Raw genomic sequence first — 22,359 nt, forward strand, 5'->3', positions numbered from 1 at the left:
AAGATCATCTTGATTCCATACTAAATCGGATATGTCATTTCCAAATTAGCCGAATGTTAAACATTATCAATCAGGTGTGGACTTCCTGTAAATTTGTCTAGATCAATATTTCGGTAAGCAGGATGCGGAACAGTCCAGATTTGATCTTTTTCCCGTAAACGCCCACTTATTTTCATGAAGAGGAAATCAAATTGTCTAGGAGACAAATAAAATATGTCTAGATCAATATGCAAAAAAGGCGAGATCCCTTCCTTAGGGATTTCGCCTTTAACGTTTCATATTTTGGGTCTCGGCATGAATGGTCATCTTACTAACGCCTCTTGGAACTATCCACTACCCTGATTCTTTGGGTAAATCCGCATACATTCCACTACCGTATCCCCGTTAGCGTAATGTTAGTTCGGAAGATTGATAACCTCGTTTTAATAATAACGAGATTCTCAACGCTACTTCCTCTTTATCAAAAGTTACGTTCCCAGAAGCCCACTGAAATGCACCTTCGTGGATGACTTGTGCAAAAATTGGTACATATATATTCTTCTCGATATCTGTATAGATGTTATCCAAGCTTTTTGACAAATATGCTATCAACTCATTTATGATCTTTTCTTTCAATTGTGGTACAACTAAGCCTATATAGCTACTGCGGCATTGTATATTCGGTTGTTGATAAAAATCGCATACCGCTAAAACGAGTTGATGTATGCTGTCTTGATCGAATATCTCTATGCCATTAGTACGTTTTGCGATGGCTGCTGATGCGGAATCTCCCATAATATAGTCCAATAATTCGTACTTGTCATTGAAGTGCGCATAGAATGTAGCCCGATTTACATGTGCTCCTTTTGTTATATCCGCAACTGTTATTTTTTCAAAATCCTTTTTCGATACTAAATGAAAAAAGGCGTTAATCAATGACTGCTTCGTTTGTGTTATTCTGACATTCATAACTTTTGACGCCATTTCCCCCCACCTCTTAACTCGACAGTTTATCAGTTTTGTCGCTATAGCAACATTCGTACATCGATTGTTGGTTGTAGCACTAAATCATTAGGTGTATATTTTTCATTAAAGCAACGCATGTTTCTTTAATATATCACAAATAAGGAGTTCACGAAAAATGAAAACTGTTGCAATCATTGGTGCAGGTCCTGGCTTAGGTTTGTCGCTAGCAAAAAAATTCGGAAGTAATGGCTTTAGGGTGGCGGCTATTTCGCGAAATTCCGAGAAATTATCCATTATAATGAATGAACTTAAAAAGCTAAATATTGAAGCACAATCTTATGTAGCGGATTTCACGGACTTGGCCGCTTTAAAACATGCCATTCAAGCTGCAAAAAAAGATCTTGGTACTATCGATGTACTAGAATTCAGTCCTTATGCAGGGTGGGATACATTCACAAATGTGTTGGAAACAACACCTGATAGTGTATTAGAACAAATAAACAGCTATTTGCTGCCTGCCGTTCTATCGGTCAATGAGGTATTGCCGGATATGATAAAGATGGGTTCAGGTGCAATTCTGTTTACAACAGGTATATCTGCTATGTTCCCTTTACCTTTTGTAGGGAATGGCGGAATCGTTATGTCGGGCATTCGTAATTATGCAACAAACCTACACAATGAGTTGAAAGAAAAAGGTGTATTTGTCGGACATCTATCAATTGGGACCATGATAAAAGCTGGAACAGCAGGGGATCCAGATGTCATAGCTGATACTTGGTATAACCTATACGAGAAAAAAGAGCGATTTGAAGAAATATTCCCTCAAGGGTTTGATCCGAGTAAAATTCCAAATTAATGTAATAGCGATAAGACAACGTTAGAAATAATGTTTGTCTTATCGTTTTTCCCAGTTAGCTTGAAAATGGTCATTTCATTTATCATTGTTTTTTCTTCCAATATACATGAAATGTTCAGCTAAACTCATTAGGTCCTCACGTTCACATACTTGCTCTGCCAAGTCCAACCAAGCTGTTATTACTTCTGGTGATTGCTTAAGAAGTTCCAGCTCACGCAAATATAAAAAGCTTTCACAGTTAACCAAATGTAATTTTTCAAGTTCAAATTTTTCGAAAAATGGAAGTACATCCTTTGGACGGATAAAAAAATTATCCGTAAATCCATGCCCAGAGAAACTCACATCATCAAGAATAATTTTGAGTTCTGATTTTCTTTCATCCGTGAGAATCATACCTGGATTGCTGATGAGATAATCCCAAACGAATGAAAAAGACGAGACGAATGCCACGAAAAGAGTTCCATTGGGTTTTAGTTTTTTCAAACATTCGTTTATCGTCTTTACCCTGTCGTTCTCTTCTTTTAGATGATACATCGGACCCATGCATAACACGTGGTCAAAATATCCATCTTCAAAAGCTGATAAATCACGGCTATCTATGCAAATGGAATTAAGAGGAAGTTCAAGTTCTTGTGCCTTATTCATCGCAAAATCTACGTTGTTTTGTGAAAGGTCGGCAAGTGTTACATCACAGCCAAGCTCAGAGAGGTAGAGTGAATATTTCCCTGGACCGCCTCCAAGGTCTAATACGCTGTCGTTCGGCTTAATGTAACGGTTCATGTAGCGTTTGCTAAGTTCATACTCCACTTTATGGCGGTCCAACCGATCCCATTCGTAATGTACGGTTTCATCATAAAATCTTTTTACGATTTCAACGCTATCAGCCATGGAAACACTCTCCTAAACCATTTGAATTTAAATAACAGAGTACAGTGTTTTAAAATCAGTATCCCATCTCTTTAGTAAATCATTGTTGCCAGCTGTTAAAGTTGCATGTAATCTATCTAGCTCCGCTTTTGCTAATCTATAATCGTCCTCAGATATAATTTCGTTATTCAATGCATTTAATAATTCATCTTCATCTAATATAAATATTTCTTTGTTTGGCAACACTACCACATCCAGGAATAGGTCATCAAAATAAGGCACTCCTTCTTTAGTCAGAGCATTAGCCAAAGTAATGTCAAAGTACCATTGAACGATCTCTCTTTTTTCATTAATAACTGCCGTCATTGTATGATGGGCATTGCTTGGAAAATACTGCAACCACATAAATCCATTTGCAACAATATTAAAATCGTCATGATCAGCCAGCTTAAAAGAAATGGGTTCCTTCACTTTATTAAAAATAACAAGTGTTACATGCCCAGTGAAATCCACTTCTTCGATATACATTTGTTTGTAAGTTTTTTGTAGTATTCCTCTCCAATGAGATAGATCACCATATTTTCTCTTCACTATTAACTCCCTCTTTCGTTCATCATGCTTTAATTTCTCGTCGCTACAAGGCTCTTGTAAACACTCGCCTTCTGTAATAACTGGATGTGACTGCCGCTTTCTATTAATTTGCCATTACCCAGCACATAAATAATGTCCGCATTTTCCACGGTTGATAATCTATGCGCGATAATTATAGTAGTCTTACCAGCTCGTAATGCATCGAGGTTTCGTTGAACCCGACGCTCCGTACCTAAATCCAGGGCCGAAGTTGCTTCATCCAAAATAAGCACTTCCGGTTCGCTCAGCAAGGAGCGTGCTATAGCAAGCCGCTGTCGTTGGCCTCCGGATAACGTGATTCCACGTTCACCGATCAAGGTCTGATAACCATCAGGAAGACTATCGATAAATTCATGTATTTCCACTGCATTGCAGTACCGTATTACTTCTTCTTCCGATACACCTGCTCTGCCCAAAACAAGATTGTTGTAAATGGTGTCTGGAAAAAGGTACGGTTCCTGAGAGACCAGACTTACCCGATCTCTCCATCGACTTATGGACAGGTCTTTAAGGGGCCTATTATTAATCAAGATCTGCCCTTCAACCGGTTCGTAAAATCGCTCGAGCAGTTGAGCGATTGTGGATTTCCCTCCACCGCTTGCCCCTACAAAAGCAATCTTTTTACCTGCCGGAATGTCAATGCTCAATTGATCCAGTATGGTTATTCCCTCATCTGTGTACCGGAAAACCACATCGCAAAATCGGATCTCCGATATGGCCTCATTAAGAACACTTCCAGTCTGAGGTTCGTGATCTGTCATATATTCTTCCAAACGCTCAATGGAACCGCTTTTGGATGCGAAATTCATGGTAAAGCCAAATGCTTGGTTTAATGCTTCCATCAATTGCGTTGAAAATTGATATACGATAACAAATGTGCCTATGGATATCTCTCCTGAAATCGCCAGATACGCCCCATAACCGATTACAAGCAGATTTGTGCCCCAACGGCATGTCTCACTCCAGGCCAACTGCTTGTTTTGAAGCTTTCCCTCCTGCATCATTTTTGCGAAATAGCGGTCAAAACTTCGTAAATACTTGGCAATCTCCCATTTGTGCCGGTTAAACGCAATAACCTCTCTTGTAGACGCGATCCCCTCTTCGATTTGAACCAAAACTTCCGCTTTTTCTTGTTGGATCTCTTTACTGACAGATTTAAGCGAAGGTCCGGTACGCTTACCCAAGAAAACAAGAAAAACACTAACCGCAGTCACACCTATAAGCAAAGACGGATTAGCCCAACCGATCAAGATCGAAAGAATTAAAACCTGAATAATATTCATAATTCCACCAGGGATAAAATGGCCAACAGTCCATGCTGTTTCATTAATGTCTCCGGAAATCCGCTGCGCAATGCTCCCTATACGATCGTTATTGTACTTGGACGCCTTCATTTTGTATAGAAATGCCATCAAATCCACTGTAAGCTTTTTCTGTAAAGTATACTCGTTGGATCGATTCAACATAAAAGAAAACAGGTGAACGGCATTATAGCCAATAATCAGCGCAGCAAAAATGCAAAGGTAGGGTACCAACATCTCATACTGCTTACCGATCAGAACATCATCAATCAACCATTTTTGAATGCCGGTGATGCCTAGCAAGGAGATCATATCCAGCAAACAAAGAATAACCGCAAGCAGGAGACTCCACTTCATAGAACGCAGATAAGGTGATAACCACCTCCAATTAGCCAAGCCGTTCTCCTCCTTGCGCCAGTTGATAAAATAATCCCTTCCGGGCGTATAAATCATCGTAACTTCCCAACTCTGCAACCATACCTTCGTTCACAACAGCAATCAAATCATAATGACGAATGGTCGTTAAACGATGTGCGATTGCAACGGTGGTTCTGCCTTCCATCAGCCGATCAAGCGCAAGCTGTACTTCTTTTTCGCTAATGTTGTCCAAGGCAGACGTAGCTTCATCCAACAGAATTACTGGTGGATTCTTCAAGAGCATACGTGCGATCGCAATCCGTTGCTTCTGTCCACCAGATAGCTTCATGCCCCGCTCCCCCACTGAGGTTTCATACCCGTCAGGCATTTGAACGATAAATTCATGTGCATTCGCTGCCTTTGCCGCGGCGATTAACTCTTCATCTGATGCCTCAGGATTGCCAAACAGAATGTTCTCTTTAATACTTGAACCGAATAAATAGGTCTCCTGAAAAACAAATCCCATCGTATTTCTCAATTGGTCGATTTGCAACGCCCTAATCGGATGACCGTCCAACTGGATAACACCGGATTTAGGATCATAGAAACGGCCAAGAAGTTTCAATATTGTCGATTTCCCGCCGCCGCTGCTGCCAACAAAAGCTACACGCTGACCAGGCAGAATCTCGAGTGTCAAACCGCGAAGTATGTCCCGATCCGGCATTTGGTTATACGCAAAATGTACATCTTTAATCGAAATATGCCCTTTAACATGCTCTAAACGAATGGCCTGTTCGTCCTCATCCACGAGCGGTCGTTGATGAACAAGATCATAAAGCTTCTCTCCTTGCATCAATAACATGCTCTGCTCTGTGATCATCGTGATAACCCGGGTCAAATCGCCCATGACGTGAAAATAATAAAGTAAGAATGCGACAAACTCCCCCACATTTAATGTGCCGTTTCTTACCGCAAAGGCGCCAAACAAAAAGAGTGCCAGCGCTCCCAGATTAATCGTCATTCTTCTTGCAGTTCCCCGCAGCAAAGCATAGAGAAGTTCATTCATCCAAAGCTTACGATTCGTGTTGTATTTCTCCAGTAAACGATTCAAATCCCATTTCTCTGCCCTATGAATGCGGAGCTCCATTAAACCTGACAAACTGTCATAAATCTTTTTATTATATTCTGTTCGGCTTTGGCTGCCGTCTTTTAAGAATTGCGATTGTTTTTTTTCAAAATACGGCCCCACTAAATAATAAGAGAGGAAGAATGGGATAACGAGCAGCGTCAATGATGCATGAATGGATAGCATTAAGAATAGGGAGAGAATGAGAAGCGCCATTTTCTCGATCAATACAGGCAGATATCTCCGATATATATTCTGAATTGCTGGAATCTCCGCTTGAAACATAGAGAGTGTCTCTCCGATAGGATGCTCCTCATAATACGAGAATCCAAGTTTACGAAGATGTGTAAAGATTAACATTTGTAAATCGCTGGCGGATTTTTCTTGCACAATCCTTTGCACCAGATTACGTACAGCCATTGAGACCAGCATGAGGGCTATAAATGGGGTAAGTATCGCCATGAGAACCATCAGCCGTCGGTAGTCCGCAGCAGGAATAATGGAATCAATAACATATTGAAGAAACTTCGGAATTGCCAACAATACGCCTGAAGTAATGAATCCAGTTAGGATAAGTATTATAAAAGGCGCCCGATATTTACCTACAAACGAGATAATCCAAAAATATAACTTCACTTTTTTAGTAAAACTATGATGTAGACTTTGTATTTTCACATGCGTTACAGCCATTTACTCACCTCTAATAAATTTTGTATAGCTTCTTGAAGTAAATCGCTCTTGTCGGACTGTCTAATCCCTATGTGCTTGGCAAAAACATACCCCGTTGGTTTATTCATATCATACAAAATAATCCAAAATTACGATACCATTAACTGTTCCGCGACGACGGCTCGTTAACTTAATTTATCTTTGTGCTTGGATGATGCAGGATGAATTTTATAATAATTTCAACCTGTTTGCTGCGCTATCCTGCCCGTTAATTCAACGAGGCTGCCGTTTTATACCGGCAGCCTTGTCCTGATGATGGTTAAGTTATAGTTACCCGTTAACGGTGGACTGTATTTAGAGCGCTCCTGTGCCAGCCATACTTCCTTCGCCCCTTGAACCACCATACATAATGAAGGTTTGTAAACACCGTGACTTGGTCCGGTCGCATTCGTCTGACGCATGAAAAATAAGAATGGAATAGCCGTTGAGTGAACGCCGTCCTTTTCTGAATAACGTTCAATGATTTTGGCGAGCTCATTCTGCTGTTTAGTAATTATTCCAGACATTTGATCCTCCTCGTTCCGTCATTATTAAAAGTTTGATTATAATCCGTATTCGACTGTTACATAAGTTGTAGTGAGAGGATTAGGCAAACATTTGGCGATGTGTATGGCTCTTGGCACGCTATGGAGGAATTGTATCGTGAAGGAAAGGTCCGTGCAAGTTGTTGTGATTCCAAAGTCTGTTCGTAAAGAAAGAATTATCGAAAACTTTAATATCTTTGATTTTCAATTAAGCCAAGAGGATATGGAGTCGATTACTACGTTAGATACGAAACAGAGTCTGTTCTTTTCACATAACGATCATGAAATGGTGAAATGGATCGGTATGCGTAAACTTGATATCTAATCATCATTATCTAATAATTACGTAGGCAATCTGCTCCTATTTTATTTGCTGAATCCAGGTATTTTTCAAGCAAATTTACCCGTTAGTTGAGAAAACGGCAGCCATGGATCTGGCTGCCGTTTCTTCGCGTTTACTCAGCTATCGTTACCGGTTAGCTTAATAAGACGATCATTTCTTTAAATGGTACGGTACAGTAGTGATTATCACATTTCTCCGATAAAGCAAGTGTGCACGAATCAGTAAACTAGATTGGTTGTGCAGGATGTTATGCCAACCTTTCTTTGGAATGAACTGTGGGATAACAACCGTGACTTGGTAATTTGATTCACTCGCCTTGCGTTGAACGGTATCAATAAATTTAGTCAACGGCTGAATGATGCTTCTATATGGAGAATGTAGTGTTACTAACCTCACGTCAGGCTGCCACTTCTTCCATTTTTCTTCAAACACTCCTTCATCTTCTCTCTCAAAAGGAACATGAACTGCAATGATCTGGTATGCTGAGAGCGATTTGGCATAGTTCAACGAATTCTCCACCACATGCGTCATACCAGCCACAGGAAGAATGATGATATTCCCCGCAATCGGAATAGCTGGCTCACAAGTTGTAGTTCTCAATTGGTCGGCTACCGCTTCATAATGCTTTCTAATTCGATGAAAGGCATAAATGATAATGGGTAAAAATACTAAGACGGACCAAACTTGTGTGAATTTCGTTAAGAAAAACATCATCGTTACAATAAAGCTAATAAGAGCTCCAGTTGCATTAATAATTAGTTTTGAAATCCATCCTTTTGGTTTCTGACGAATCCATTTTAGTATCATTCCTGTCTGGGACAGGGTGAAAGGAATAAATACACCGACAGCATACAGCGGGATTAAATGTTCCGTTTGGCCTTTAAACACAATAATTAAGATGATGGATAAAATGCCAAGCATGATAATTCCGTTGGAATAGCCTAGCCGATCTCCTCTAACCGTAAACATTCTTGGTATGAATTTATCATTGGCAAGATTTACAGCAAGCAAAGGGAAAGCTGAATATCCAGTGTTAGCAGCTAGGATAAGGATCAATGCAGTTGTTCCTTGAATGAAAAAGTACATAAAATTACGCCCAAAGGTATGTTCAGCGATTTGTGAAACTACGGTTACCTCGAGGTTGGGAATAATTCCGTAATAATAGGCTAAATATACGATTCCCGAAAATAACAATGCAAGTAAGATTCCCATCGCCGTTAATGTTTTAGCAGCGTTATTAGGAGCTGGACTTTTAAAGTTAGGGATTGCATTCGAAATGGCCTCGACTCCTGTTAATGCAGAGCTACCCGAAGCAAATGCTTTTAAAAGCAAAAATAAGCTTATACCTGCTACTGGTGTACCGATTGAAGTGTGTAACTCGGGAGAAACATGACCGGTTATTATGTTGTATATGCCTGCTCCTATTAGAATGAATAATGCCAAAACAAACAAATATACAGGATAAGCCAAAACAGAAGCGGATTCGGTTACCCCCCGCAAGTTCAGGATTGTTATGAAAATGACAAATATTACAGCGATGATAACCGTATGTTCATGCAATCTAGGAAAAGCGGAAGTTATGGCGTCAGTACCAGCAGATACACTTACTGCCACGGTTAAAATGTAATCAACCAACAAGGAACCTCCAGCTATTAATCCGGGGTACTTGCCTAGGTTTTCTTTGGACACCACATATGCGCCTCCGCCATGCGGATATGCAAAGATAATTTGCCTATAAGATAAAATAAGTGCTAATAATAAAATTAATACTCCAATTGCGATCGGTATCGTATACCAAAAAGCCGCGGCACTAACTGTAATTAAAACGATCAATATTTGCTCAGGACCATATGCAACGGAAGATAGGGCATCTGAGGAAAGTATGGCAAGAGCTTTCGTTTTATTAAGTTTCTGCTCTCCTAATTCATTTGATTTTAAAGGTCGACCGATTAAAAATCTTTTCAAAGAAAGCATTAGTTTCACTCCGCATTTTTTGTTTTTAATTGCCTGTAGTTTTAATTATCCTGAAAATGAAATGAAAAAAACGATCTCTAATGCTTGCTTTTTTTGGAAACAAAAAACACAGGTAAGAACCTGTGTTTCGAACACATGTTACAACCCTCCCTTAATCAACGCTTACGAGGTTAGCTGTCGGATTCGGACGGTTAAGTCGCCCTACCTGATTGTAAACGTGTACAGTCTACAATAGGATTCACCCCATAAGATGGATACCTTACGCTCAGGTATCTATCATAATTGGTTCCCCCGTTTTCCTTGATGGAAATTAAGCAAATAAGAATTGAAGACAATATTTATTTAGAATGCAAATTGTATATTACGCCTGCTAATTTGTTTTGTAAAACGAACAATCGTCCTGGTTTCCGTCATTTATTATAAAAAATATTATGAAAAGCGCTTACATACCCTATATGCTTGCCGAAGCTCATTTTCTTACCATTTTTCTTTCAAATTCATTATTTTGAACAAACTATATGTCGCCTGGTCCAATATATCCGTTGTGATTAACGGATAGTGGGACACCAAACTCTTCTACCGTCTGACTGAAACCTGGAACATATTAAATCTATTGCCTTTTGTTTTGTTTACGATATCTCTCTGGTTTTTACATGTATATATCATGGACATCTCTGGCGTCATATTTGCAATGAGTTTATGAACTTGTCCAAGATTCAATCCAGAATTCATTTCAGAAAAACAAAAAGACCCGCAATTTACGCGGGTTTGGTTCAATATGTTCTTACCGTCCGACATCGAAAATACTTAAAAATCCCACTTCAGCCAAACGGCCAAAGCGGGATATATTCTTATTCTATATTACCGGAGCCGGTGCACCATACTCGGCCCACTGCTCTTTCGTCGGGCCGTAAAGATCTGGAACACGAAGGCCAGCCTGACGCATCAGGACCGTCATTTGACCGCGATGATGAATTTCATGCTTTACGAGGATATCCAGCGTCAAGCCGTTCGGCCATTGATCGCCGTACATGTCGCTCATGATGAGCAGATTCTCATCCTTCCAACTGGTCTGTACAGCATCAAGGAGCGCTTGCGAGGTCCGCTTATAGACCGCCGCAATTTCCGCTGCCGAAGCTGGCACCGACATATCTTCGCCCGGTCCTTCGAAAGACAATCCAGTCCGTGATGGCATTTCGTGCAATGTCTGTACAAGATGCCATGCAAGTCGTCCAAGCGTTCGATGGTCGCTCGTTATCTGTTGGCCAAGAGAATCGTCCGTGAGCATCTCCAGCGTCCGCATTGTTGCTGCCGTTTCATACCGCCAAGTTGTAGAAAAATCCTCGATGTGTTTATACATATCTAACATCTCCCTTTTGTAATGGAATAACAACATTATATCATTGTTTAATTTCAATATTTGTAAATGTGTAATTAACGTACCCGCTAACCCATTCTCCACGATGCATTCATTCAAGTTATGGCAACCGATATAATTTCTGATCATATTTCGGCTACATACTAGTGTTTGATTCTTCCTGGTACATGAAAAGTCCATATTCCGTCATAACAGAGGAGTGGCCCAGTTGACGAAGCATTGCAGACAGATTACCTCGGTGGTACGTACCATGATTCACAACTTGTATAATGAATTCTGAATATCTGGTGTTTAAAATTCCAACATAAGGATTATCCAAGACAACCTCTTTCTCTAGATCCGCATGCCCGTTAATATATGCTTTGAATCGCACGGACAAATCGTCATACATCGCTTCCAGTTCCTCAAGGCTTCTAGCTTCTGCATCCGCCTCAATTTGAACAGAAGCTTCCATAGCTTCATTCATACTTTTACCCATCAGGATGTCCAGCCAACCGCAATCAACCTTGTATATATGTGCCATGACCTTCGACACTGAAGAAAACACGCTTTGAATTTCCTGATTGTATAGGTGATGCGGAAGCTCCTTTAATCGATTAAAGATTATTTTATTTGCCCATACATGATAGTCGTAAAATCTCAAACTATGATTTGTCATTTCAATTACCTCCGGTTTTTGTAGTTTACTTATGTATTCATTATAAAATGGAAACCCTGACAACTGTATGTCAGTGTTATATTAATGTGTTGCTTCTCCACAGAAGCTGCTTTGTAATTTATCACGTTTTTCGGCATTCTGATTCTTGTATCACTATAGTGTTCCGATGTTCAAGGAAAATAAAGTATTAGACTGGAGGTGTTGAATCTACGCGGTTTTTCGAATTACAAAACCATCAGAATTGACTGCCACTGTTTTAATGAACTATCGTCTGGTATCGGAGGAGATATTATGTAGTTGTAAGATGCATGCCCCGAACTGCGCCCACCATTCGTCATTCGACAATCATATTGCTAACCAACATGCTTTTAAAAATGGCTGTGTTTGTGAGAATTTGAGGGTTATTCAATTGTCATGTCCCAATCGATACAGAAAGTTACTACACTAGCATTAAACACAAATCTGCTCATCAATTTTAATTATTCGTTCATCATAATGCTTGGTTGGACGTTCAAATGGTATCCGTTTCAACCTTAACCTCACTTTCTCCACCTCATTGGAGTTTTTTACTTAATTTACCTACCAAGATTTTAACATAACGCTAGTCCTTACAGAAGTAACTTCCAGACTAACCTTCCCGTTAGAATTCCTGTAGATTTATTAATTTGGACTTTGAATAAAAAAAGCGTTTTTCGATTTAAAATCAAACTGCGTTAACTTGCCTGCGTGGATGATTAAGAACCGCAAGCCGCGCGTCGTACCGTTATCGCTGCCTGAAGGAATACTCAGAGAAGGCCTGCGTCGATTCGAAGCTCGCCTATCCGCAGCGCTTTTTGTACAACGTATAGTCGCGCACGCTAACATTGAGACTACGCGAGGTTCCGCAAGGGTAAGCGATGAGCAAGCACTTAGCAGCTTACGCAGTTTTCACCGTTGGCATGCCTCGGATTATCGCGAGTCAATAAGCGTAAATATACGTTATCGAGCGCCGTATCTTTCGTGGGTGCGGTGTTTTTACTTTTAGAAATTGAAAATAGGTATCTAAAGCAAAAAGAGCCTCATAAAGAGGCCCTTTTTAAGTATTAAATAGTAATTAAAGCCCACGGAGTCATTCCGAAGGCTTTGCGTTTTGTTACGTAGTATGATCCGGATGATCCTTTATTCACATAGATAAAACATTAAATATTATTACTTATAGGTTTCATTTTCTAAAATTATAACTGTTTCTTCATTTGAGGACTTCCCTAGTAGTTTCGTATTTTCAACCAACCGAAAAATATTATCACAACATTGTTTTGCACCTATAGCTAATAACGGTACACCTATAAAATCAATTTTTAATCCTCTTGAAAAGAACCCCCCAATTGACATGACGAACGGCACTGTTGGTGAAGTATTAGAGAATATTATTTTTTCATTAAAATGATGTTTGCTTTGTAGTAATAAGCTTAAGTTTTTTAATGCTGGAACAACAAGTTTGGAGGATTTCCGTCCTATTGTATATACCGAATCTCCATTTTCATCTATCCCGTGAAAAATGATTTTTCCCGAATCATCTTTAGTTAATTTATTGAAATAGTTAACATTTAATATTTCTTCTTTAGTTAGTTTTCGTTCTGATTGGGTAATTTCTTTTAAATGATAGGCGGCTGCCAGAGCTGTTGTATGAGTCCCTCCATAATCATTATAGATATAAATCATGATATCATCCCTTATATTTTTATCTATAGCTATTATGGTCATTCATTCCAGTTTCTATTCGGTTGATTAATGGTCCAATTGCGCAGCAGTCTCGTTGACTGAGCAGACTAAACCGCCCTTCTCCGTAGACTGCAATCCCGCCAGCGCACCGATCGCAACGTCAATCGCACAGTTATTATCGTTTATCTCTTTGCGACTAACGCAGTCCATTCCCGCTCACTCGTTTAATCGTAAATACTCCGTTTTATTCGTCGACAATTACGTAACCCCTGTGTTTTTAATTCCGCTCGTTGCATGTAGAAGTAAACGCGGTCTGGATTGTACTTCTCGCGAAATAAAGTACGTCACATATTGTATGATTAATATTATTTTTTAAATGATAAACCTTCTTCTTCTAATAAAGTTCTCATAATAGGTAAGGAAGCTGGTCCAATACCATGAATTTTCAAAATATCTTTTTCTGTGTATTTTGATAGTCCTTTCAAAGTGTCAATCCCTTCGTGAACCAATGCATTTCTTGCAGGTGAACTGAGCTTCGAGAGGAAGCCACGTTTAGGCTTATTCTCTTTATCACAGGTAGGACAACTTAGACACTCACTGCTTTTGTAATACTTATGTCCCTTTCCACAAACCCTTAAACTTTTTTCTACTGTCAAAATAATACCTCCAAACAAATTCTGTATCCAATTTCAACTTATTATATTGTATATTAGTTATATAATCTCGACAAAGTCTATGTATATCCCTATTTCAACAATGGGTGAAATCCTGCGAATTCATGAGTCTGAGTGAGGAAACTGAATCATTTCGAGGGAGTTTAATTCTAGATCAGTATTAATTGGTGTCAGATTCATTGTTTTACTAAATAAATGAAATAGTCCTTTCAATACTCTGCCCACTTCATCATGAAAAAACTCTAGTTCCCCTGCTGCTCCAACGGTTCTGAAGAGACTGGTACCACGACTTTGAGGTGCTTTTATAGGTCGAGGTTCATATTTGTACCATGGTTCATAAGTTATATGTAATTTTGAATTTTCAACTGTTATTTTTGCGATTACCTGATTGCTCTACGAGAATCGTTCCACAAAAACCATCTACACTTACTTGTCCTTCGATGTAGGCTTCTAATTTATCAACTACCTGTTTCTCCATTTTTGTTATGTTCCCTTTCATTAACTGAAGTCAGATTTTACTAGTCCTCCTTAGAATACTTCATCATCAAATGTTTTATTAATGGATTCCCTATCATAATTTAAAATCCAATCGTTGTATCTAAGAAAAATATCTTTAATTCCTGAAATTGAATTTGATATCACATCGCATGCACGATCATCATAAATATGATAAATTGTTCCTCTACTAATATTGAGAAAGAAAACATCGTGATGAATTGAAGGCTTGATGCCTACATCTTGGTTGCAAATAGCTTTAATTAAATTGAGATAATCTAGCTCATTAACTTTACAATTGATCATATATCTAAAAGTATTGTCTAATTCGTCAGGTATTTCATCTTCATCAGCAAAGACATCCGGAATAACATTAAGCTTTAGATTTCTTAATATGTGTTTACTCTTAATGTATTTTCGATATAAGTTTACCCTTTTAACTTTGTTTTTTAGGTTATAAGCAAAAATAGCATTTGTAACAATAATAATTTCATCATTTATCTCATGGATAGCTTTGAATAACTCAATAGCTCGTTTATATACTCGTTCCATATAGAAATTCTTATCTAAATCATACGCATTTGAATCTCCAAGTTCATATCGAATTCCTACATTCCAGTTGTAGAATAAAGGTGGCCTGAGAATCAAATTTGGAAAATGGTTACTCATAAATTGATCAAACGTCGTCATTTTGGTTTCACCCACTTCAATAATACTTTCCACATCTTGTATATAAGGATTTTCAACTTCGCAATTCTCTATACCTTAGCTTAATACAATGAGCAAGCCACCGCAGCGCCTGCTCATCGATGTCTGCTATTCAACTATATGTTTCATTATTTAAACATTAAAGTCTTCGTTGTAAAAGTTTATTAATCGCTTTAATTCTTCCGTTCTTATAGAAGGATGTACTGTCAACTGAGTGATGCCAGGCTTTAAATTTTTTATCAAGGACATAAGCTGCGCCTTCATAGCCTCATATCCCCACAGAGCTTACAGCTCTGTGGGGTGATTTACGGGTCATGCCCAAAGAAGATTAGATGATAGGCTTCTTCAGCCTTATTCCGCGAATGATGCCGTCGTGTCCTGCAGCAATCAGCATTTGGTCTGATAACGCCGGAGAAGAAAACACGTAATGGTGTGAGAACTGTAGCTCATCAACCACATTTCCAGTTGCTGCGTCGAGTCCTGTCAACAGACCATTGACAGAAGTCAAATAAACGATCCCGTTGTACGAGATAGGCGCCGCGTGGAAAATTCGTTGTTTGGTCTTCGCAGTCCACCGTATGCTGCCGTCAATTGGGTTGACGGCAGTCGCAGTACCCCATTCGTCCGGCAGCACAAGCGTCGGTTCGGGACCCGGTATGAGGACGGAATAACCCGCGTACATATAGCCGCCTTTGAGCGTCCAAGCGTTAGCCCCGGTCGCACCATTCAAAGCGTACGCGTTCGATACCGTCGAGAACAGCACCGTTTGCTTGTCCGGCAAAGCAGTCGGATTGCAATACCACGGGCTGTATAATAAAGTACGATAAGGACTTGAATGGCTGAACAGCGTTTTTTGCCATAACAGCACTCCCGTATGGATATCCAGCGCGGACACTTTGCCGTCTCCCGCACCTACAAATACCGTTTGATCCAGAATTTCCGGACGACCGGCGAAAAATCCATGAATGTCCGTCATCCAAAGGACGGTTCCAGTTGCCGCGTCCAGTTTCAATAACGTTCGCCCGATAACAACGAGCACGCTTGCTTTGCCGTCATGGGAGGAGTCGACCCATAATGGACTACCCAGAACAGGCTGTGAGCCGCCATAGGACCATAACAGCCTGCCTTTTGTTGTATCAAGCGCATAGATCCGATGATCCGCCGATCCGATAAACACGCGGCTGCCGTCCGCACTCAGCGCCGGCGTACCGATGATTGCGCCTTGGGTTCGATACGTCCACTGACGATGCGCCTTTTTGTCCGATACTTCGAGCGCCGTTACGGTACCGTCCAATTGCCCCACGATTGCAAGTGGCGACGCCGTATTCGCATATGCAATTACGATCCCAGCCTGAACGGAAGCGTCAAGCTTGTATTCCCACGCGATGCGGGAACCGGATGAAGCGGCTTCTTGCGCAGGGATGTCCATATGGACAACCTCATCCCAGAACTCGCCGACATTATTCGTAACCCGGACCTGGATCCGGTAACTGCCGGGCGCGATACCCGCCGTATCGACAACCGTCTCCCAAAGCCCACTTTTGCTTCCGAGATCCGCCAGAATCAGTTCCTTCCAGTTTCCATCATTCGAACCGGCATAGGTAACATCCGGCCAAAACTGATAACGGACGCTTGCCACGCTTGCTTGCTGACTCATCTCCACTCGAAGAACGGAAGTGTTGGAATCCGATCGTTTTACACGAACCTCTCTCGGTTTCTCATGTTCAGCTGGCTTTTCGCCCGATAACGGAATTTCCACCAGCAGTTTTTTGTTAGATAGCGCTCCGCTCGTAAATTCCGCGTTGTAAACGGCGAGTACGGACGGCTCCAGAGGGAAAGATTTCTTCTCCACCCAATGGTAGACCGGCGAGACTTTGATACCCGGCAAAGAAATAAGGGTAATCCCGTTCTGCTTCCATACCTCTTCGCGATGAATGTGCCCGGTAAAGACCGCCCTGACGTTGTACGGCTCCACTATTTTGAAAAATTCCTCTTGGTTGCTGATGAAGTAAAAGTTTTTGCCGATCGGGTAATGTAGGTACACGATGATTGGCGTTTTCTTGCCCGTTTTTTGGAGATCCTTACGTAACCATTCCAGTTGGGACGGATTGAAATACCCCCCCTCCTGCAGCATCGAAGTCGGATCAAGGGCAATGACATGAACGCCACCTTGGTCAAACGAATAATTGGCTTCGCCGAATAATTGCGTATAAAACTCTTTGCCCCATTCGTCCCAACGGGCTTCATGGTTTCCTGGGACGGCATGGATCATGTCTTTCAATGACGAAGGAATGAGTCGTGTATACTCCTGATATTCTTCCGAAAAACCGGACTCGACCACGTCACCGACATGCAAGATAAAATCAGGCTTCTGTCCGGTAGAAAGTTCGGTGAGGATCCGGGACAAATTCTCACTATGTTTCGGGCTATTCGGATCAATATGGGAGTCGGCGAGAACTGCGAAGGCGAAATCTGATTCCTCCGCAGAAGCGAACGTCATCCCGCCGGTGAATTGGGATAAAACGGATAACCCGACAACCCCGCCTGCAGCCTTCAAAAATCCGCCCCTGTCAATTGGACGATTGAGCAATCGTTCCAAATCCTCCGAAATGTGTTTCATAATTAGCCTCCTAGAACTTCTATGGATTTGTGATAGGATCGCGAACATACAAAAGTATAGTTGAAAAGTATTAATTCTTGTTCATGACCAGGTTTTTTATTTGTAAACATAACCCATTTAAAAGAGCGAGGCTCTATGGTCGTTTCACTACCTTTACATTATTTTATAAAGATTCATACCTTGCGATAACAAAAAGGGTCTATCATCTCTAGTTGAACCTACAGAATGTCAGGAGGATACCAGAAATGTTCAAGAAACCGCTTAATTTTGTTCTTGCTTTGTCGTTGCTATTGATTCCCTTACTGCTATCTAGCGGTAAGGCGGAGGCTGCTGAAGCACAAGTAATCGAAAAAGGAAAAAAAGTAAACGTTCAAGTCATGTCGTACAACATCCATCATGGAGAAGGAGAAGATGGCGTTCTCGATTTGCAAAGAGTTGCCGAGGTCATTAAACGATCTGGTGCCGATATTATCGGCTTACAGGAAGTGGATAATCATTTCTCAGATCGAAGCGATTTCGAAGACCAGGCAAAATGGTTAGCGGACTACCTCGGCATGCACTATTCGTATGCCGCCAATCTGGACTATGAACCGTTGAATGAAGGACAATACCGCCGTCAATACGGAACGGCCGTGTTAAGCAAATATCCTATCCTTTCCTCCGAAAATCATTTGTTGACGAATATTCCGTATCCGGTCAATCCGACCGAACAACGCGGTCTATCGGAAACCCTGATTAACGTCAAAGGGAATCACGTTCGTTTCTTCAATACCCATCTTGATAATAAGAGAGCCGAACAAAGGGACCTTCAAATCATGGAAACCCTCGAAATTGCAAAACAAAAAGAAGGAACGAGCATCTTTACGGGAGACTTTAACGCCACGCCAGACAGCGGGGAAATGATGAAGATGACCGCGCAATACAACGATGTATTTGCCGAACTCAGTCAAAACGAGGATTTTACGTATCCGTCCGTTCCGCAACCGGACCGTCGCATCGACTACTTATTCGCTTCCGACGAGGTTAAGATTCAATCTGCTGAAGTCATTAATACCGATGCATCCGATCACTTGCCGATTATGGCCGATCTTGTACTGACAAAAAAAGCTCCTTTCCAAAACGGAGAAGGCAAGAAATAGAATACCGGCTAATTCAAAGGACGTTCGACCGTGCAGCGGCACGGTGTGAATGTCCTTTGTGACAAGTCGGCCATCATCGATTCAATCGCAAATGATTGATAATTAAATTCTGAACTTGAGTTGTATGTTTAAACATAGATAAGGGCGTAAACACACTTGTGCTTACGCCCTTACTCACTTTAGATACATCGATTTTAGTTCAATATATACTGGATTTTTCAAAAGTAAATAGTTTCCATCACGAACAAGCCGCCACGCTAACCTGGCCGTTAGCGTAATGAAGGACTACCACATGGCAGCCCTTTTGTCAGCAGAAAATAAAGTATTAGACTGTCGCTGTTTTATTGAACTAAAGTGTCCCGTTAGCTTAAAGAAAGAAAGTCTTCCAAGTTTTCTCTTACGTATTTGGCCCTTTACTTCAACAAAAACAGCAGCCGATTTAATGTGTACTGCATTCCATTTGTTAAACACGAATAACAAACGGGATGCAATTCATTACTGGCTGCTATTTCTGTTTTTTAGTGTTCTTCTAACATACTCATTTTTCGTACTCGTCGATTGCATTCTCGCTCATGATCGAGGCCATAAAAACAAGTTTTCCTTTACCTTCTCGTTCAATAATTTCTTTAGCACATGCGTCAATGGCAGACTTACTCATAAATGAGGAGATCGCCAACAAATCGGCTACACCACCATTTCCCGCACTAAAAAGTTTTTGTGAGCAAACGTCTATTACATCCTGACTCAGGTATGGGGCGATAGCTGCCAGTTGAGCAACTCCGTTACCTCCCAATTGAAATAGTTTCGTTGCACATTCATCTAACATATCCTGGCTTATATAAGGAGCAATTGCCAACATTTCCGCTGCTCCAATGCTTTCTATTACAACAACCTGTTTTACGAGCTGATTCATGAATTCCTCGCTGACATAAGGAGCTACAAACATTAGATTGCCTATGTTCATATTGGCCTCTGCGTGTTCTATTATCTCTTGAACTTGTTCTGCACTGAGCAGAGGTGCGATTTCAGAAATGTCTTTGAGCGATACCTCTTGATTCTGTAAATAATTCTGGGTTGTATGATTCAGCAGGTTTTTCAGCAGTTGTGTTCCCTTACTTTCATCAAGTATCTCATCGATACTAACGTCAAAAATATGCGCTAGTTGAGGAAGTTTAGAAATATCAGGCATCGTTTCGCCTCTTTCCCAATTACTCACTGCTTGGTAACTGATGCTAAGTCGGTCAGCCAGACTCATTTGAGACATCCCAGATCGTTTCCTAAAATCAGCAATATTCCGACCTACTTTTGACATATCAAACACAATTATCACCTCTTTATCAGAATACTATTAGTGTATCTATTACTTACCTGATTGACTATCAAGTGATACTTGAGTTGCCAAAACGCGACACCGAATTCCAGTACTAGTTAAGCTGTGTATGGAAATACCATAGTTTCATTCAGGCATCTTTAAAAAAAAGTTTTTCTTACTATTGATTCTACCGTGTAATTTGAACTATCCTATCCTTTCATAATGAGGCCGCCGAATTTATCGGCAGCCTCATCTGATTGTCTTATGAAATTAACATCACCCGTTAACGTAACAGTCTGCGAAGACGTTTATTCCCCGAAAGACTAGTAAAATTTTTTCCAGCGTTCTAAACATTTATATGGATTTTTTTTACCGATAACAGCTATTTCAAACCCAGCTTCAACGAAGATCTGCATGGGTGTTCTGCCACTCTTGTAAGCTTCTACGGCATGTAATTTAAACTCGGATTTATTTTTTATTAAAACACAAAAACCCGAAAGACGGGCACTTTTTTTAAAGTGTCTATCTTTCGGGTTACAGTTCAAGCAAACTGCTCCTTGTTTGTTCAACAACTAATCGGATTTTTATTTACACTTGATTAATAGAAGATAAGATACAGTCTGATTACTCCAACCAATTAAACATAAAAGTATCTACGTTCAATGGTTTTGTTGTTTCACCATCTTCAAGACTAATGTCACTCCAGATAATATTTTCCCCTTCACGCCTTATGGAAACTGTAATCGCTCCACAACCCAAGTCAGCACACATAGGGCATACAAAAAGAAAATATCTCCTACTGTCCAATTCAGAAGAGTCTTTAGCAACAACTTTTCCCTTTCCTCTTGTTGAGCTTCCTCTTATTTCACATTCTATTTTGTTCATTATTGCAACCCCATTAATAAATGGCTCTTGGTTAATTAAATACACAGTATCCATATTAAACTGTCATTAGCTTAATGAAATGAGCAGACAACCGTAGCGTCTGCTCATCAATGGAATTATTTAACTATCGTTCTCCGTTACTTCAACAAACGCTGCTTATTTCTTTATAATGGGTATCCATATTTCGCTTTTAAATTGTGGCGATGCTACATCTTTGTGCTCATTCCAGAGCATTTCCGGCCCTTCGCTTAGCTCATATTCCGCGGACGGAAACCATTCGGAATAAATGCGTCCCCAGATCTCTTGAAGAGTACTCGGAAAAGGGCCGACGGCTGTGAATACAGCCCATGTAGAGGCTTGCACCTCCAGCTGGGCGAAGCCATCTATATCTTTCGTTGTGGCTGCCCCGATGTAATGATCGAGCTCTCCTTTCTCCTCAATCCGCCCTTCACTGAAATTCGTGGAAGCACTGATTAGTCCTGAAGGTTGAACATTCGAAAAGCCCTTAATCTTATCAATCATTTCTGGGGTGAGTCCTTGAAACATCGACGCAATCTCCGGATTCACCCCTTGAAATACGATTGGCACTCTTTTTTTGATCCCCACGATGCGAAAAGCCTCTTTGTCTTCAATTCGGTAGTTCATTTCACTTCCTCCTTTAATTGTCAGTTGAAACGTCATCCGCGGGAAGGCTTTGAGGGACTGTCCATGGATCCGGGCTTCCGAGGGAGTAATCCCATGCATGTTTTGGAAAGCCCTTGTAAAGGAATCCGGCGAGGTATAGCCGTATTTCATCGCAGCATCAATGATCTTGATGTCACTGTGACTTAGCTCGAGTGCTGCCAAAGTTAAACGTCTCCGGCGGATGTATTCTGACAGAGTAATTCCTGCAAGGAATGAGAACATCCGTGTAAAATGATATTCTGAACAGCAGGCAATTTTCGCTGCCTCCTGATAGTCCACACGATCAGTAAGATTCTCCTCAATATAGCTTAAAGCTTTGTTCAGTTGCGCCAACATATCCATGATATCGCCTCCCCTCGTTACTCAAAGCATAGCAGAGAAGGTAATTCCCTTCCCGACATTTAATGCACAATACTGTAGGGTCTTTCTCAGCTCAGTGAACAGAAGACAAGT

20 protein-coding genes, 1 pseudogene and 1 riboswitch are annotated in these 22,359 nt (G+C 40.7%); of the genes and pseudogenes, 3 read left to right on the forward strand and 18 right to left on the reverse strand.

The features are described from left to right. Nucleotides 1–384: 384 nt before the first annotated feature. Nucleotides 385–963, reverse strand: a complete 579-nt coding sequence (locus AC787_RS30700) for a TetR family transcriptional regulator (RefSeq protein ID WP_054028784.1) — start codon at nt 961–963, stop codon at nt 385–387. 157 nt (nt 964–1,120) lie between these two features. On the opposite strand from AC787_RS30700, the gene AC787_RS30705 reads away from it, so the two are divergent. Continuing rightward, nucleotides 1,121–1,801 (forward strand): SDR family NAD(P)-dependent oxidoreductase, encoded by a 681-nt coding sequence (locus AC787_RS30705; RefSeq protein WP_054028785.1) that lies wholly within the window; start codon nt 1,121–1,123, stop codon nt 1,799–1,801. A 75-nt stretch (nt 1,802–1,876) separates the two neighbouring features. Here AC787_RS30705 and AC787_RS30710 read toward each other — a convergent pair whose 3' ends face one another. The 5 genes from AC787_RS30710 to AC787_RS30730 form a co-directional block, all read right to left on the reverse strand. Then, nucleotides 1,877–2,689, reverse strand: coding sequence for a class I SAM-dependent methyltransferase (locus tag AC787_RS30710; protein WP_054028786.1), 813 nt, complete (start codon nt 2,687–2,689; stop codon nt 1,877–1,879). 27 nt (nt 2,690–2,716) lie between these two features. Continuing rightward, the gene (locus AC787_RS30715; RefSeq protein WP_054028787.1) at nt 2,717–3,259 is read right to left on the reverse strand and encodes a DUF402 domain-containing protein; all 543 of its coding nucleotides are present in this window, start codon (nt 3,257–3,259) and stop codon (nt 2,717–2,719) included. Between the two features lie 29 nt (nt 3,260–3,288). After that, nucleotides 3,289–4,995 carry an ABC transporter ATP-binding protein gene (locus tag AC787_RS30720; protein ID WP_054028788.1) on the reverse strand — a complete coding sequence of 569 codons (1,707 nt, stop codon included), beginning with the start codon at nt 4,993–4,995 and terminating at the stop codon, nt 3,289–3,291. Beyond that, a complete protein-coding gene (locus AC787_RS30725) occupies nt 4,988–6,772 on the reverse strand; it encodes an ABC transporter ATP-binding protein (protein ID WP_054028789.1) in 1,785 nt (594 codons plus the stop codon). Before AC787_RS30725 ends, AC787_RS30720 begins: the two co-directional genes overlap by 8 nt. A gap of 269 nt (nt 6,773–7,041) precedes the next feature. Next, nucleotides 7,042–7,317, reverse strand: a complete 276-nt coding sequence (locus AC787_RS30730; RefSeq protein ID WP_054028790.1) for an AraC family transcriptional regulator N-terminal domain-containing protein — start codon at nt 7,315–7,317, stop codon at nt 7,042–7,044. A 157-nt stretch (nt 7,318–7,474) separates the two neighbouring features. Between AC787_RS30730 and AC787_RS30735 the strand changes: the two are divergent. Beyond that, a pseudogene (locus tag AC787_RS30735) lies at nt 7,475–7,660 on the forward strand (aldo/keto reductase); the annotation flags it as partial. A 168-nt stretch (nt 7,661–7,828) separates the two neighbouring features. On the opposite strand, the gene AC787_RS30740 reads toward AC787_RS30735, so the two are convergent. The 8 genes from AC787_RS30740 to AC787_RS30770 all read right to left on the reverse strand — a co-directional run bounded on the left by AC787_RS30740 (nt 7,829) and on the right by AC787_RS30770 (nt 17,886). Further along, nucleotides 7,829–9,652, reverse strand: coding sequence for an APC family permease (locus AC787_RS30740; protein ID WP_054028792.1), 1,824 nt, complete (start codon nt 9,650–9,652; stop codon nt 7,829–7,831). Between the two features lie 144 nt (nt 9,653–9,796). After that, a riboswitch (cyclic di-AMP (ydaO/yuaA leader) is annotated at nt 9,797–9,979 on the reverse strand. A 529-nt stretch (nt 9,980–10,508) separates the two neighbouring features. Continuing rightward, complete coding sequence (locus AC787_RS30745; protein WP_054028793.1) at nt 10,509–11,012, reverse strand: DinB family protein; 504 nt, start codon at nt 11,010–11,012, stop codon at nt 10,509–10,511. Between the two features lie 154 nt (nt 11,013–11,166). Next, nucleotides 11,167–11,688: a DinB family protein gene (locus tag AC787_RS30750; protein ID WP_054028794.1), complete on the reverse strand. Its 522-nt coding sequence runs from the start codon at nt 11,686–11,688 to the stop codon at nt 11,167–11,169. A 1,188-nt stretch (nt 11,689–12,876) separates the two neighbouring features. Continuing rightward, complete coding sequence (locus tag AC787_RS30755) at nt 12,877–13,389, reverse strand: DUF3189 family protein (RefSeq protein WP_054029044.1); 513 nt, start codon at nt 13,387–13,389, stop codon at nt 12,877–12,879. Between the two features lie 66 nt (nt 13,390–13,455). Then, nucleotides 13,456–13,599 carry a hypothetical protein gene (locus AC787_RS34280; protein ID WP_161807597.1) on the reverse strand — a complete coding sequence of 48 codons (144 nt, stop codon included), beginning with the start codon at nt 13,597–13,599 and terminating at the stop codon, nt 13,456–13,458. Nucleotides 13,600–13,754: 155 nt separating this feature from the next. Beyond that, nucleotides 13,755–14,045 carry an RNA polymerase alpha subunit C-terminal domain-containing protein gene (locus AC787_RS30760; protein WP_054028795.1) on the reverse strand — a complete coding sequence of 97 codons (291 nt, stop codon included), beginning with the start codon at nt 14,043–14,045 and terminating at the stop codon, nt 13,755–13,757. A 546-nt stretch (nt 14,046–14,591) separates the two neighbouring features. Then, nucleotides 14,592–15,248, reverse strand: a complete 657-nt coding sequence (locus AC787_RS30765) for a DUF3885 domain-containing protein (protein ID WP_054028796.1) — start codon at nt 15,246–15,248, stop codon at nt 14,592–14,594. 346 nt (nt 15,249–15,594) lie between these two features. Further along, complete coding sequence (locus AC787_RS30770; protein WP_054028797.1) at nt 15,595–17,886, reverse strand: PQQ-binding-like beta-propeller repeat protein; 2,292 nt, start codon at nt 17,884–17,886, stop codon at nt 15,595–15,597. 245 nt (nt 17,887–18,131) lie between these two features. Between AC787_RS30770 and AC787_RS30775 the strand changes: the two genes are divergently transcribed. Then, entirely contained in the window at nt 18,132–19,025 is an 894-nt protein-coding gene (locus AC787_RS30775) for an endonuclease/exonuclease/phosphatase family protein (protein WP_054028798.1), read from the forward strand. A 538-nt stretch (nt 19,026–19,563) separates the two neighbouring features. On the opposite strand, the gene AC787_RS30780 is transcribed toward AC787_RS30775, so the two are convergent. The 4 genes from AC787_RS30780 to AC787_RS30795 form a co-directional block, all read right to left on the reverse strand. After that, nucleotides 19,564–20,337, reverse strand: a complete 774-nt coding sequence (locus AC787_RS30780; protein ID WP_200930803.1) for a helix-turn-helix domain-containing protein — start codon at nt 20,335–20,337, stop codon at nt 19,564–19,566. Between the two features lie 323 nt (nt 20,338–20,660). Then, complete coding sequence (locus AC787_RS30785) at nt 20,661–20,882, reverse strand: hypothetical protein (RefSeq protein ID WP_054028800.1); 222 nt, start codon at nt 20,880–20,882, stop codon at nt 20,661–20,663. A 79-nt stretch (nt 20,883–20,961) separates the two neighbouring features. Then, nucleotides 20,962–21,222 carry a hypothetical protein gene (locus tag AC787_RS30790; protein WP_054028801.1) on the reverse strand — a complete coding sequence of 87 codons (261 nt, stop codon included), beginning with the start codon at nt 21,220–21,222 and terminating at the stop codon, nt 20,962–20,964. 156 nt (nt 21,223–21,378) lie between these two features. Next, nucleotides 21,379–22,248, reverse strand: coding sequence for an AraC family transcriptional regulator (locus AC787_RS30795; protein WP_054028802.1), 870 nt, complete (start codon nt 22,246–22,248; stop codon nt 21,379–21,381). Nucleotides 22,249–22,359: the final 111 nt, after the last annotated feature.

It is taken from the genome of Bacillus sp. FJAT-28004, from assembly GCF_001280845.1.
In the GTDB taxonomy this organism is placed as follows: Bacteria; Bacillota; Bacilli; order Paenibacillales; family Paenibacillaceae; genus Pristimantibacillus.

Coding starts and splice junctions, on each gene's coding strand:
- AC787_RS30795 (WP_054028802.1), bottom strand. CDS start 22,248: ATGGATATGTTGGCGCAACTGAACAAAGCTTTAAGCTATATTGAGGAG.
- AC787_RS34280 (WP_161807597.1), bottom strand. CDS start 13,599: ATGGACTGCGTTAGTCGCAAAGAGATAAACGATAATAACTGTGCGATT.
- AC787_RS30710 (WP_054028786.1), bottom strand. CDS start 2,689: ATGGCTGATAGCGTTGAAATCGTAAAAAGATTTTATGATGAAACCGTA.
- AC787_RS30780 (WP_200930803.1), bottom strand. CDS start 20,337: ATGTCAAAAGTAGGTCGGAATATTGCTGATTTTAGGAAACGATCTGGG.
- AC787_RS30705 (WP_054028785.1), top strand. CDS start 1,121: ATGAAAACTGTTGCAATCATTGGTGCAGGTCCTGGCTTAGGTTTGTCG.
- AC787_RS30770 (WP_054028797.1), bottom strand. CDS start 17,886: ATGAAACACATTTCGGAGGATTTGGAACGATTGCTCAATCGTCCAATT.
- AC787_RS30740 (WP_054028792.1), bottom strand. CDS start 9,652: ATGCTTTCTTTGAAAAGATTTTTAATCGGTCGACCTTTAAAATCAAAT.
- AC787_RS30790 (WP_054028801.1), bottom strand. CDS start 21,222: ATGAACAAAATAGAATGTGAAATAAGAGGAAGCTCAACAAGAGGAAAG.
- AC787_RS30730 (WP_054028790.1), bottom strand. CDS start 7,317: ATGTCTGGAATAATTACTAAACAGCAGAATGAGCTCGCCAAAATCATT.
- AC787_RS30750 (WP_054028794.1), bottom strand. CDS start 11,688: ATGACAAATCATAGTTTGAGATTTTACGACTATCATGTATGGGCAAAT.
- AC787_RS30725 (WP_054028789.1), bottom strand. CDS start 6,772: ATGGCTGTAACGCATGTGAAAATACAAAGTCTACATCATAGTTTTACT.
- AC787_RS30775 (WP_054028798.1), top strand. CDS start 18,132: ATGTTCAAGAAACCGCTTAATTTTGTTCTTGCTTTGTCGTTGCTATTG.
- AC787_RS30755 (WP_054029044.1), bottom strand. CDS start 13,389: ATGATTTATATCTATAATGATTATGGAGGGACTCATACAACAGCTCTG.
- AC787_RS30765 (WP_054028796.1), bottom strand. CDS start 15,248: ATGACGACGTTTGATCAATTTATGAGTAACCATTTTCCAAATTTGATT.
- AC787_RS30700 (WP_054028784.1), bottom strand. CDS start 963: ATGGCGTCAAAAGTTATGAATGTCAGAATAACACAAACGAAGCAGTCA.
- AC787_RS30745 (WP_054028793.1), bottom strand. CDS start 11,012: ATGTATAAACACATCGAGGATTTTTCTACAACTTGGCGGTATGAAACG.